The sequence below is a fragment of the Microvirga sp. GN3 genome, from assembly GCF_055792825.1.
In genome coordinates, this window is sequence record NZ_JBVVAK010000198.1 from 1 (window position 1) to 12,236 (window position 12,236).

At 62.1% G+C, this 12,236-nt stretch carries 14 protein-coding genes and 1 tRNA gene; 11 read left to right on the forward strand and 4 right to left on the reverse strand.

The features are described 5' to 3' along the window. On the forward strand, window positions 1-381 hold a 381-nt coding region (locus ACS5Q1_RS42310), incomplete at its 5' end, for an SDR family oxidoreductase (protein WP_473103848.1). Between the two features lie 131 nt (window positions 382-512). Here ACS5Q1_RS42310 and ACS5Q1_RS42315 read toward each other — a convergent pair. Further along, window positions 513-881 carry a phasin family protein gene (locus ACS5Q1_RS42315; protein WP_473103849.1) on the reverse strand — a complete coding sequence of 123 codons (369 nt, stop codon included), beginning with the start codon at window positions 879-881 and terminating at the stop codon, window positions 513-515. A 380-nt stretch (window positions 882-1,261) separates the two neighbouring features. On the opposite strand from ACS5Q1_RS42315, the gene ACS5Q1_RS42320 reads away from it, so the two are divergent. The 6 genes from ACS5Q1_RS42320 (at window position 1,262) to ACS5Q1_RS42345 (ending at window position 4,365) form a co-directional block, all read left to right on the forward strand. Beyond that, window positions 1,262-2,233 carry a phasin family protein gene (locus tag ACS5Q1_RS42320; RefSeq protein ID WP_473103850.1) on the forward strand — a complete coding sequence of 324 codons (972 nt, stop codon included), beginning with the start codon at window positions 1,262-1,264 and terminating at the stop codon, window positions 2,231-2,233. 142 nt (window positions 2,234-2,375) lie between these two features. Next, window positions 2,376-2,451, forward strand: a tRNA-Arg gene (locus ACS5Q1_RS42325). A 71-nt stretch (window positions 2,452-2,522) separates the two neighbouring features. Continuing rightward, a complete protein-coding gene (locus tag ACS5Q1_RS42330) occupies window positions 2,523-2,741 on the forward strand; it encodes a hypothetical protein (RefSeq protein WP_473103851.1) in 219 nt (72 codons plus the stop codon). Then, window positions 2,738-3,001: a hypothetical protein gene (locus ACS5Q1_RS42335; RefSeq protein WP_473103852.1), complete on the forward strand. Its 264-nt coding sequence runs from the start codon at window positions 2,738-2,740 to the stop codon at window positions 2,999-3,001. The genes ACS5Q1_RS42330 and ACS5Q1_RS42335 overlap by 4 nt, the downstream gene beginning before the upstream one ends. Window positions 3,002-3,277: 276 nt before the next feature. Beyond that, complete coding sequence (locus ACS5Q1_RS42340) at window positions 3,278-3,409, forward strand: hypothetical protein (RefSeq protein WP_473103853.1); 132 nt, start codon at window positions 3,278-3,280, stop codon at window positions 3,407-3,409. Window positions 3,410-3,699: 290 nt separating this feature from the next. After that, entirely contained in the window at window positions 3,700-4,365 is a 666-nt protein-coding gene (locus ACS5Q1_RS42345) for a hypothetical protein (RefSeq protein ID WP_473103854.1), read from the forward strand. A 206-nt stretch (window positions 4,366-4,571) separates the two neighbouring features. Here ACS5Q1_RS42345 and ACS5Q1_RS42350 read toward each other — a convergent pair whose 3' ends face one another. After that, entirely contained in the window at window positions 4,572-5,012 is a 441-nt protein-coding gene (locus tag ACS5Q1_RS42350; protein ID WP_473103860.1) for a diguanylate cyclase, read from the reverse strand. Further along, window positions 4,949-5,158, reverse strand: a complete 210-nt coding sequence (locus tag ACS5Q1_RS42355) for a cold-shock protein (protein ID WP_203444647.1) — start codon at window positions 5,156-5,158, stop codon at window positions 4,949-4,951. The genes ACS5Q1_RS42350 and ACS5Q1_RS42355 overlap by 64 nt, the downstream gene beginning before the upstream one ends. A gap of 401 nt (window positions 5,159-5,559) precedes the next feature. On the opposite strand from ACS5Q1_RS42355, the gene ACS5Q1_RS42360 reads away from it, so the two are divergent. Next, window positions 5,560-8,304, forward strand: coding sequence for a DNA translocase FtsK (locus tag ACS5Q1_RS42360; protein WP_473103855.1), 2,745 nt, complete (start codon window positions 5,560-5,562; stop codon window positions 8,302-8,304). Window positions 8,305-8,877: 573 nt separating this feature from the next. Here ACS5Q1_RS42360 and ACS5Q1_RS42365 read toward each other — a convergent pair. Further along, window positions 8,878-9,174 (reverse strand): hypothetical protein, encoded by a 297-nt coding sequence (locus ACS5Q1_RS42365; protein WP_473103856.1) that lies wholly within the window; start codon window positions 9,172-9,174, stop codon window positions 8,878-8,880. A 220-nt stretch (window positions 9,175-9,394) separates the two neighbouring features. Between ACS5Q1_RS42365 and groES the strand changes: the two genes are divergently transcribed. The 3 genes from groES to ACS5Q1_RS42380 all read left to right on the forward strand — a co-directional run bounded on the left by groES (window position 9,395) and on the right by ACS5Q1_RS42380 (window position 12,096). Beyond that, window positions 9,395-9,709, forward strand: coding sequence for a co-chaperone GroES (gene groES / locus ACS5Q1_RS42370; RefSeq protein ID WP_473103857.1), 315 nt, complete (start codon window positions 9,395-9,397; stop codon window positions 9,707-9,709). Window positions 9,710-9,754: 45 nt separating this feature from the next. Further along, window positions 9,755-11,389 carry a chaperonin GroEL gene (gene groL / locus ACS5Q1_RS42375; RefSeq protein WP_473103858.1) on the forward strand — a complete coding sequence of 545 codons (1,635 nt, stop codon included), beginning with the start codon at window positions 9,755-9,757 and terminating at the stop codon, window positions 11,387-11,389. 371 nt (window positions 11,390-11,760) lie between these two features. Further along, complete coding sequence (locus ACS5Q1_RS42380; RefSeq protein ID WP_473103859.1) at window positions 11,761-12,096, forward strand: hypothetical protein; 336 nt, start codon at window positions 11,761-11,763, stop codon at window positions 12,094-12,096. Window positions 12,097-12,236: the final 140 nt, after the last annotated feature.

Genomic DNA, 12,236 nt, shown 5'->3' on the forward strand with positions numbered 1-12,236 from the left:
CCGGTGATCGAGGGCATGCGCGAGCGCGGCTTCGGGCGCATCATCATTATCTCGTCCATCAACGGCCAGAAGGGCCAGATGGGACAGGCGAACTACTCCGCCGCCAAGGCCGGCGTGATCGGCTTCGCCAAGGCGCTGGCGCAGGAGAATGCCAACAAGGGCGTCACCGTCAACGTGATCGCGCCGGGCTATATCGCCACCGAGATGGTGAAGGCGGTGCCCGAAGAGGTGCTCAAGTCGAAGATCCTGCCGCTCATTCCCGTCGGCCGCCTCGGCGAGGCGGAGGAGATCGCCCGCAGCGTGCTGTTCCTGGCCTCCGACGAGGCCGGCTTCGTCACCGGCTCGACCCTGTCCGTCAATGGCGGACAGTACATGGCCTGAGCCGCACGAGCCGGATTGTCTGGTGACAGGTCCTCATGGGCAGATCACTCGGGCGAGGGCAAAGGCCTGCCACAAAGCAGAACGCCCAACCTCATGGCCGGGCGTTCAGAGGAGGCTGTCGAACTCTGTCGTTACTTCGCGCGGGTCGTGGGCTTCGCGGCGGCGAAGGTCGACTGCGCGGCAGAGTAGAGGGCGCCAAACGGCGCAAGGCTGTCCTGAGCCAGCTTGGCATAGAAATCGCGGGTCTTCGTCGACTGAGCGATGAAGCCTTCGTAGGCGCTCTTCGCGTACTCGGTCTGGATCTCGATCACCTTGTCGAGCGACTTGACGCCAACGAGCTTTTCGAACGTGGAGGCGGTCTGCTCAAACGACTTCTTGGCATAGTCGGCAGTCTCAACAGCGATCGCCTGCGTGCCGGTGGTGGCAACCTCGATAGCCTTCACGGTCGCGTCAAAGCTATCTTTGCCGAGCTTCTGAACGGTCTCAAACGGCTGGTTCATGGTGGTTCTCCAAAACGGGCGCTGTGCCCGGTGTAAGATGCAGCCGCTGAAAACTTCGGCTGCCTTCTTATTGTGCAATGCACAATGAATGTCAAGTTGTATTGTGCATCGCACAATGAGCCAAGTCGGGCTGTATTGCCGCATCTCTCAAGCAAACTGATCCGATTGCTTGCCCCTTCATGTTGCACTGCCGTATGAATGGTCGCGCTTGTTGGTCGCAGCTGTGCCTTTGTTGCGCTCCAGCAACCAAGAAGCTTGCCTGCTCAGTTCAGCGTACGTGTCTTTGGCGTTCTTTCACCCCACCGAGCGATTCAGGTATCGTGACCGCTGCAGGCTCTGTACGGTCGATGATGCCGGATCCTCCGCCCTGTCTGCGAGGAATGATGATCAACCGAACCATCGGCCAAACTCCGCCTGATAAAGCCAACGAACTCTTCGCCCAGTTACTGGGCACCGCCAATGATGCTGCCGAGACCCGCGAACAGCTGCTCGCGAGCCTGGCACATGAGCTGGATCTTCTGGCCAATCTGCAGGAGCAGCACCTCTTTCCGGTGTTGGAGGACCACTCCGAGACCGCCGAACTCGTCCGTGGCGCGCGCGACGACAACCGGCAGACCCAGTCGCTTTTGGCCGAACTCGGGACGGCGCCGAAGGACAGCGATACATTCCTGGCGAAGGTCGAAGAGCTACGAGGGGTATTTCAGCAACATATCCGCAACGACAAGAACGAGCTGTTGCCCGTGGTGCTGAAGGTCCTCAACGAAGATGAGGTTGAAGCTGTGGTCGAGAAGGTCGAGGAGGGCATCGCCGAGGCCGCTCGGATTGCCAACGACCAGACGCCGGCGCGGCGCCCGAGGGCCAAACGGGCCCAGCGCACCAATGGCAACCTGCTCGCGGCGGTCGAGGCTGCCGCCGAGGCCGTCCAGGACGTCGAGCAGGAGATCGAAGCGACGGCTCAGGACAGCCTGCAGGCCGCCTCGGAGATCGTCGACCATGCCACCGCGATCTCGGCTCGTCACGGTCACGCGGCCTCAAACCTGCTGGATCATGCATTGCAGAACCTGCAGGCCATTGCCCGCTTCAACAGGATCCTGGCTCGTGGCACCGGCACGGTTGCGCTGGAATGGTTCGGTCTCAGGCAGGAGCGCCTGCTGAAGACCCTGGATGGCATGAATGATCTTCTGGCCTGCCGCTCCATCCCGGACTTCGTGAGCCTCCAGAGTTCTCTCGTGCGCCAGAATGTTGAGCAGATGCTCGGAAACAGCCAGCGGCTCGCGCAGATCTCGGCCCAGATTGCGCAAGAGGCCACCCAGACGATCAGGTCGCCTGGGGCTGCTCGGCCCAGCGCCTGAAGGCTCCGAATCGCATGCACTCCCGGCGCCAGAACCGGGAGTGCGGCAGGCCGCATCCGTCTGAGGACGAATACTCTCTTGCCCGATATTTCCTTCTTGGTATAGCCGAAATGCTAAGGGTCCGGTTTGGTTGTTCGGATCAGGGCCTGTCGCTCAAGGGTTAGAGCCGGCCGCTCCTACCGGTCTGGTTGGGGGTTCAAGTCCCTCCAGGCCCACCAACATTGATCCAGCCCATCGGGAAAGTGAGACGACGAGCCTGCGCGTCCCTCGCATAAAACAGAACTTGCCCATGATGATGACCGATCCACATCACCCTCAAGACGCCGATCTGGTGGAACACGAGGGTTATCACATCCGCCTGAGCGCCAGTGGCCTGGAGTGGATGGCGTTTGTGGCCCTGCCCAAGCAGCGCCCGACCCTGATCATGGCTCCGGATCGCGAGGCTGCTCTTGCCAAGGCCTGTGAGTGGATTGATCGACAACCTGCCTCTGCCAAGACACCAAAATGACCTACCGCCTGATCCAGCTGGCGCCCGGCGCCTATGACCTCTACCTGCACGACACCATCGTGGCCAGCGTTGTCAGGAGCGGCTTGCGGCAGCCCTACACGTGGACTGCCGAGTTGCTGGACGATCTGCCCCGGAGCAAGAGGCCCTGGCCCTTCCTGGACATCGAGCACAACTTCCCATCGCTGGAGGAGCTGTGCGCCTGGCTCGGCCATCCAAACGTGACGACCAACAACCGAGGCACCGCGTCTCAGGGTGCGTAAGAGAGAGGCGCCTCAGCCGAGACGCTGTCCGAAATCGCGACCGGGGCGCTGGTGTGCCATGGGAGTGAGCACACTTTGGATGTAGGCCATCCTGAACCCTTGGCAATGCTGCTTTCGGCGGCCGACGGATCAGCCACATTGGGCCGGCTGTGTGTTCCTCCGGCTACAGACATCAGTGCCGGAATTGGTCACATACCGCGGGCCGAGCGGCGAGATTGATTGCCGTTACCTCTGCCCCTTTGCCAGAACCAGCTGCATTCATCGAAGGTGTTCATCATGCCGCCGACAGAAGTCGCCGCGCCTGACTTTTCTCCTGTTGCCACGCCAACGTTCACGCAAGCAGCCGTCCGGTTTGTCGTCTCCTTTGCCGCCTTGCTCGGCCTGAGCCTCCTGCTGGCCGGGCTTTGAGGCCGCATGTTTCAGCCCCTGTGCCCATTCTCCGATACAGCCAAAGCGCCGGTCAGCAGGCACTCTGGTCGCGTCCGTGAAGGAACGGCTGGGGCAGTCCTCCCTGGAAGGGAAGCGCCTCAGCCATGCACGGGGCGCTTCCCTTTGTCGGGACCGGCAAGATGTCATACAATATGCCGGATATGTTCGGAGGTTGCAGCGGGGGCAGGTCCACGCCGCAAGGCGATGCTTCACTGCCATTCGGCCCGGCACCCCTCAACGTCATTTCGAACCCATAGCCAATCATTCAGATGAAGCGTCATCAGAAGACTTTTTCTGTCGAGATCAAGAGATCCCGCACTCAAGCCCAGCGTCAGCATCTTCCGCCAAGGCGGCTGTTCGCAACGCTGCCGGATGAGACCTCACCTTTCATCCAGAAGGCAGAATCTCAAACCGTCGCCGAACCAGGAGCGGCCCCTCGCATTCTGCCGAGCATCCTTGCCGCTGTCCCAACCAGTTCCGAGGCCGCGTTGCCCGCGCGTCGTAAACAGGCATTGAGATCGAAGGCCGACCGGGGGCAAATCGCATTCGCTCGGGATGCCGATCCCACCGGGACAGGGAGGGAGGAAGCTCCAGACCTGCCACCGACCCCGGAAGCCGGATCGCAGACGGACATTGCTCCTGCCGAGGAGGAAAGCACAACCCCCGTCCATGCAGTTCCGCTTCAGGACGTGCACAGGAGTGAGACGAAAGCGCGGACACGACGGCAGAAGGCTTCCGCGTTCGTCGACCCGGTCGGGACATCACAACCGGTGGCAGCGCCGATGCCGGTTGAAGGAGATCTGATGGCCTCCGCGACGGGCGTTGTGACATCGCAGAAGGCCTGCTGTCGCAGGCTCACCAAGCGTCAGGCCGCCGCTGTTCAACTCCCGCGCAACGAGCGCTGGAAACGACGGCTCCATCCGGCGGCTTGGTAAGCTCACCAGCGTCCGGGGCATGATGGTTCGAGCTGCCGGTTCAAGAGCATGGAAGCTGTTCCATCTATCTGGTTCTGGCTGGCTCTGGTGCAGTTGCGGCCGTCTGCTTTCGCGGCATACAAGGCCCGATCCGCGCGCTGCAGAATGGCGTTCCTGTCGTCCTGGGCCAGGCCTCAGTTAGCCCGGCACTGAAGGTGGAGGCGAGCTCAGCGACACACTCTCCGATTCTGGCCGGCGGAAAGTCTGCCCTGAGCTGATCCATGGTTTGCACCGCCGCCAAGGCTGACAAAAGGCAGCAGGACCAAAAACTCTTCGCCGCCAGTTCTGCCAACAGAGATCTTGGAGCTCAGCCGCTCGCGGCACACCGATGAAAAGTGTTGAAGCACGAGATCGCCACCTTCGTGGCCATGGCGGTCATGGATGGATTTGAACCAATCGATATCGATCAGCGCGACATCCAGGCTGGACCCGTCGTGCTTGGATCCTCTGACATCCTCGTCACGAATCTCGAGGACATCGGTCCAAGAGATCAGGAGACCCGCGTCGTGTTGGGGCAGGCGGCCGTCCCTCCACAGCGGCCCGATCAGGCCGTCTTCAGATCCACCGCAGATTCTTTGCCGGTGCGGCGATCCGCCTGAACCTCGTATGAGATCTTCTGACCTTCCGCCAAACCACGCAGACCAGAGCGCTCAACGGCGCTGATGTGCACGAAAACGTCCTTGCCACCGGAATCCGGCTGGATGAAGCCGTAACCCTTCTGCTCGTTGAACCATTTGACTGTCCCGGTCGCCACGCAGGTCTTCCCTCTGTTGTGCAACATCATGAGAGCCCAGACCCAATCCTCTTGGTGCGTTCGCGCCGAGCAGTGTGGCCCCTCCCATGAAACGCAGTTTATCCGGTCAGCTGGCGCGATCAAGTCAGCCAGCCTCAAACCTGGAGACGCAGACACCCCAGAGAACCGATACAGAGGTTGCTGGAACCGAAGGATTCCTACCTCGAACAATCGGCTCTCGAGCGACCTCAACATTTGGGGCGTGAGTGCTGCAGATTTCGTCGTGCAGCGCGCAAGCCGGGCGGGGGCAGATCGCAAGGCGATCAGGTCCCCAATCTAACCCTCTGTTTACGGTTTGCTCGCAGAGTCACGCCAACGCCGGAATCACCACGTCCGGCCACCTCTCAGTTGCGTCAGAGATCATGCATTCGACCCGTAAGCCGCCCTTCGCCCCGCCACCCCTTCCCGGAGAGGAAAAGGCCCATGAGATCACCAACGTCGTGCGGTTACGGCAGGCTCGAAGGAGCGCCGCAAGCGATCCAGCCCAGAACAGCGACGAGCCGCCGTGGAGACAGGCTTTCGTTCTTGCCGAGGGGGTGACAGCCACGCGCACGCCCGATCGGGTCATTCGGGCCCGCAACGGCCATCCAGAGCCCGTGGCGACCGGACCTGAGGAGCCCGGCCCTGCCGTCGACGCGGCTGGTGGCAAACCCGTCCGCTCCATCATCGGCGAGGAGGCCACCGAGGCTCGTGAGCCAACGATCCGAAGCCAGATCGCGGACTTGCGGTCGGCCTTGGCGAGCGAGGATTCGGTCTCAGAACGGCTGACCCTCCTTGCAGACAAGGAAGCTGCCCTGGCTGTTGAGGGCGGCGGAGAGGCGGCTGGCGCTCCACGCCGGATGATCGAGACGGCGACACGCCTGCCATTCACAGCGCAAGCTCCAGCCCCGGAGGGAGTGCGCCACCAGGGGCAAAGCCCGGAGCTCCCGATACAGCCGACCACCGCGTCCTTCAGCGTGGTGTCTGCAGCTATGTCCTTCTCGTGGCAGGGCCCCTCCTACGGATTGGCTGGTATCCGCCCGGTGGGGGCTTTGGACGCTCTGCCGACCAGCCATGCTGATGGGCCGGTGTTGCCTGACGGCGGCGGGGCGAGCGATGCAGCATATAGAGGTGAGAGCGATCCAAGTGGGGCGATCGAGCCGGAGAATGCCCCCGCCGTCGAAGCCTCACGGCCATCCGAGCCGATTCCGGAGAGCATCACCAGGACCGAATTCACCGCGGAGGCGGCGCCTCTGGCCGCGACGGCGACCAGCGTGTCGGGGTCGACCGAGGCGGAGACCGATCTCAGCTACCTCGCTCTGTTCGATGATCTGGTGCCAACCACCGATAAGAAGCCGCCGATGGGGGAGGTGGCACTGCGGCTCTGGACCGAACCGTTGGTTGATCCTGTACCTGATGAGGCAGCCGTGCCGATTCAGGAGCGGGGTGAGCAGGTGCCCGTGCCTGATGCCGCAGCAGGCCAGGATCTTGCAGCAGCTCCTCGCACCGAACCGCTTCAGGAGGCGGGCCCGATCGTCGATCTGCCCAAAGTTGCTCCATCGACCTGGGGGCACCCGATCTCGCCCCCGGCAGCCGTCGAGGACTGGTCCTACCAGAAGCCGGACATCGGGTTCCTGGCCGAGCCCCCCGACCGCGAGGGACCAGAGCTGACGGAGGACATTTTGGAGGAAACAGCGGGCCGGCTCGAGAAGGTTATCCGTGACTTCGGCGTGAAGGGCGAGGTGATCCACGTCCATCCCGGCCCAGTGGTCACTTTGTACGAGTTCGAGCCCGCTCCGGGCATTAAGTCAGCTCGCGTGATCGCGTTGTCTGAGGACATCGCGCGCTCGATGAGCGCGGTCTCGGCCCGTGTGGCGGTGATCCCGGGCCGCAATGCGATCGGCATTGAGCTGCCGAACGAGACCCGCGAGACCGTGTACCTGCGCGAGCTCCTCGCCTCGGAGGATTTTGAGGTCTCGAAGCACAAGCTGCCTCTCTGCCTTGGCAAAACGATCGGCGGCGAAGCGGTGATCGCCGATCTGGCCCGCATGCCGCACCTGCTGGTCGCCGGCACCACCGGCTCGGGCAAGTCGGTGGCGATCAACACCATGATCCTGTCGTTGCTGTATCGGTTTACGCCGGAAGAATGCCGCCTGATCATGGTCGATCCAAAGATGCTCGAGCTGTCGGTCTATGACGGCATCCCGCACCTGCTGACCCCTGTCGTCACCGACCCGAAGAAGGCGATCATTGCTCTGAGGTGGGCGGTGCGCGAGATGGAGGACCGCTACAAGAAGATGGCGAAGCTCGGCGTGCGCAACATCGATGGCTTCAACGCCCGCGTGTCGGAGGCCAAGACGAAGGGTGAAGTCATTACGCGAACGGTCCAGACAGGCTTCGACAAAGCCACGGGAGAGCTGTCATACACCGAAGAGGTCATGGACCTGACGTCCTTGCCCTACATCGTGGTGATCGTCGACGAGATGGCCGACCTGATGATGGTGGCCGGCAAGGAGATCGAGGGCGCGATCCAGCGCCTGGCCCAGATGGCCAGAGCCGCCGGCATCCACGTCATCCTGGCGACGCAGCGGCCGTCGGTCGACGTGATCACCGGCACGATCAAGGCGAACTTCCCGACAAGGATCTCGTTCCAGGTGACGTCGAAGATCGACAGCCGCACCATTCTGGGCGAGATGGGCGCCGAGCAGCTCTTGGGCCAGGGCGACATGCTCCATATGCAAGGGGGTGGCCGGATCGCTCGCGTACATGGTCCCTTTGTTGCAGACGTGGAAGTCGAACGGGTCGTTGCTCACCTCAAGCGACAGGCCAAACCCGTCTACGTGGAGGCGGTCACAGCCGAGGACGAGGAGATGGAGCCGGAGGACACCCCAGTCGTCGACGAGAGCGAGATGGAGCTTGGATCGGGCGAGCTGTTCGATCAGGCTGTCTCGATCGTGCTGCGGCACAAGAAGGCCTCAACGTCGTACATCCAGCGGCGGCTGCAGATCGGCTACAACCGGGCGGCTTCACTGATGGAGCGAATGGAGAAGGAGGGTATCGTCGGACCCGCCAATCATGCGGGCAAGCGGGAGATTTTCATCGGAACGGGTGGAGCAGACGAGGACTGAGGCTGGCAGCAGACCGAACTGGCACACGCAAACGAGCATCGGCTCAGCCTCTAGCAGTCGGTGCAGCCTGCCAGCGTCATCTCATCTCCACACCGTGCCCCCGGGGAGCCCAAGCGCTTCCCGGGGGCTTGCGGTCTCGAAAACTCTCTCGCGACCGCATCGGTCTCTGCACGACATGACACGGCAGACTTCTTGTGAGAAGTCGAGTTCAAAAAGCCTCATGTTGAAGGACATCGGGAATTCAGGTTCCATAAAAATGGTCAACGAAATTCGGGTGGCCGCCAGGTTGAAATGTCCGGTAGCCTGCAAAGCAACGGTTCTCCCGCACTTTGCGTGCTGTTTGCGCGGTCGCTTGTAGCGCAGAGTATTGAATGTGTTTGGTATTTCAGGCTGCAGGCCGCTCTCGCCGTAGCTCGTGCACGTCGCCAGCAACGATCCCGACATTTGCAAAATCTCTCAAGAGATTACCGGGCGTGTGTCGGTCCGGACAGCACGTAAAGTGCGGGAGAACCAAAGCAACTATGTCACTTCCCGGCATTTGAACCCTCGGGGGAGACTGGTTCAGGGATAAACTTAGTTCCCGGAATTGATCGCTGCCTTGATCCGGTGCAACCCCTCTGGGGTCACGGTGTCGATCCTCAGGATCGGGTGCCCTCCTGCGGAACAACGCTGGGAGAATACAAGACGAACATAGCCGCCGTCGTGGAGAGGCAGGAAAAAGATCCCGTCAGCGTCACCCTTCAGAAAACAGCGCAGTCCGATATAGAAGCTTTCTTCGTAGCCCTTCATCGCCCGCCGGATGGCGGGATGAAGGACAAGGGTGATGCTTTTGCTCTCACAGACTTCTTCGACGGTCCTGAAACTCAACACGACTGGACCTCCTCTCTGAACGGCCAAGCCGCCTCTGATGGTTCAACGTCCCTTCTGAGAATCCGGTTCTCCGGGAGTCCCGCTTATCCAAAAGGATGGGCTTGCAGCCCTCCCTACCCCATGATTATCTCCTTTTAGCACTCTCATGCGTCGAGTGCTAATGCTGCTGCCCGGCGCAGGCGAGTGCCCCCATTTCACCGATAGAATGAGGAGGCTCCCCATGACCTTTCGTCCCTTACACGACCGTGTTGTCGTCCGTCGCATCGAAGCCGAAGAGAAGACGGCCGGCGGCATCATCATCCCGGACACCGCCAAGGAAAAGCCGCAAGAGGGCGAAGTCGTCGCCGTCGGCCCCGGCGCCCGTGACGAGAGCGGCAAGGTCGTCGCCCTCGACGTGAAGGCCGGCGACCGCGTGCTCTTCGGCAAGTGGTCCGGCACCGAGGTGCGTATCGATGGCCAGGATCTCCTGATCATGAAGGAATCCGACATCATGGGCGTCATCGAGGGAGCCGCTGCCTCTCAGAAGGCCGCTTGAGCACTGCAATCGGAACCAAGAACCGTCAGAACAGGAGGAATAACTATGGCTGCCAAAGAGGTGAAGTTTGCTGCCAATGCGCGTGACAAGATGCTGCGTGGCGTCGACATCCTCGCCGATGCCGTGAAGGTCACCCTGGGCCCGAAGGGCCGCAACGTGGTGATCGAGAAGTCCTTCGGCGCTCCGCGCATCACGAAGGACGGCGTCACCGTCGCCAAGGAAATCGAGCTCGCCGACAAGTTCGAGAACATGGGCGCCCAGATGGTGCGCGAAGTGGCGAGCAAGACCAGCACGGTGGCCGGTGACGGCACCACCACCGCGACGGTTCTGGCTCAGGCCATCGTCCGTGAGGGCGCCAAGGCTGTGGCTGCCGGCATGAACCCGATGGACCTCAAGCGCGGTATCGATCTCGCCACCGCCGAGGCCGTGAAGGACATCCAGGCCCGCGCCAAGAAGGTTGGCTCGTCCGAAGAGATCGCCCAGATCGGCACCATCTCGGCCAACGGCGATGCCGAGGTGGGGCGCATGCTGGCGGAAGCCATGCAGAAGGTCGGCAACGAGGGTGTCATCACCGTCGAGGAAGCCAAGACCGCGGCCACGGAACTGGATGTGGTCGAGGGCATGCAGTTCGACCGCGGCTATCTCTCACCGTACTTCATCACCAACGCCGAGAAGATGGTGGCCGAGCTCGAGGATCCCTACATCCTCATCCACGAGAAGAAGCTCTCGTCACTCCAAGCTCTGCTGCCGATCCTCGAGGCTGTCGTTCAGACCGGCAAACCGCTGTTGATCATTGCGGAAGATATCGAGGGTGAAGCGCTCGCGACGCTTGTGGTGAACAAGCTGCGGGGTGGCCTCAAGATCGCGGCCGTGAAGGCTCCGGGCTTCGGCGACCGCCGCAAGGCCATGCTCGAGGACATCGCCGTCCTCACCGCCGGCCAGACGATCTCCGAAGACCTCGGCATCAAGCTCGAGAATGTCACGCTGGACATGCTCGGGCGGGCCAAGACCGTGCGGGTGGAGAAGGAAAACACTACCATTGTCAGCGGAGCTGGTTCTCGGCCAGACATTGAGGCGCGCATTCAGCAGATCAAGGCGCAGATCGAGGAGACCACCTCGGACTACGACCGTGAGAAGCTCCAGGAGCGTCTGGCCAAGCTCGCAGGCGGCGTCGCGGTGATTCATGTCGGCGGGAGCACCGAGATCGAGGTGAGGGAGAAGAAGGACCGCGTCGACGACGCGCTGCACGCCACGAAGGCTGCGGTGGAAGAGGGCATCGTCCCCGGCGGCGGCACGGCTCTGCTGCGCGCCAAGGCGGCGGTGGCGAAGTTGAAGAGCGACAACCCGGATATCCAGGCCGGCATCAACATCGTGCTGCGCGCTCTCGAGGCTCCGATCCGTCAGATCGCCGAGAACGCCGGCGTCGAAGGCTCCATCGTGGTCGGCAGGATCACCGACAACGCACAGTCCGAGACCTTCGGCTTCGATGCCCAGACCGAGGAATTCGTCGATCTGGTCCAGGCCGGCATCGTCGATCCGGCAAAGGTCGTTCGCACGGCCCTGCAGGACGCCTCCTCGGTCGCTGGCCTGCTCGTCACCACCGAGGCCATGGTGGCCGAGCTGCCGAAGAAGGAAGCCGCTCCGGCGATGCCCGGCGGCATGGGAGGCATGGACTTCTAACCCAGACACGTGTGGCGCGTGGCCCTGGAGAAATCCGGGCCTTGCTCTATCGCCCGACCTGTCTCTTACCAAAGAGCCGTGTCTGCTCGCTGTGTCCGCACTGGAGCCTCGGATCTTTCATCGGATGTATTGCCTGGACTGATCCGAGGCCTCTTCAGGATCGTCTCAGACGAGCGGTCAGGGCCTATCTTTAGCGGAGGGGAGACGCAGGATGGATCGAGCCGGTATCCATGGCACAGGCGTCTGGTCTACACAAAGCCGCTCGCAGGTGGTCCACGGGGACGCATCACGCAGCTTGGCCTGAAATCGTCACATTCGTGCGCGACCTCGGTGGTGACACTTCGTTAACCATCCCTCCGCCCCAGGCCACCATGCTCAGACCTCTTGTTGCCCTTGCCCTCGTGCTCGCGAGCCCAGCCTTCGCTCAGACCTATGACCGTCCCGACATCATCCGCGGCCTCTGCCGCCCTGACGGCTGCGACGAGTTCGCCATCCTGGCGGCCTCCCCTGTGACAAAAGGAGGGGAGGGCGCGCTCATGCAAATTCGGGTGAAGACCTTCCACGCGAGTTCAGCCGGGCGTCGGGAACTCAGCGCGGAGAACGGGTATGTGTACTGCTCGCGCACCAAGCCGGCGATCGTGGCCGAGAAGAACGGGACGCACCATGGCCTTTTATCTCGCACCGTTCGCGACCAAGGAGAGCCGTGAGACAATCCGTCAGAACACTAAAGCGCTTTTGATCTGGGCTTGAATCCCTTCGGGTGGTCTGTGCGTTGATTGGGATATGGCCCGGGAGGCGAGCCATGCCCCAGCCCTATTCTCCCGATTTGCGCGAACGTGTTCTTGAC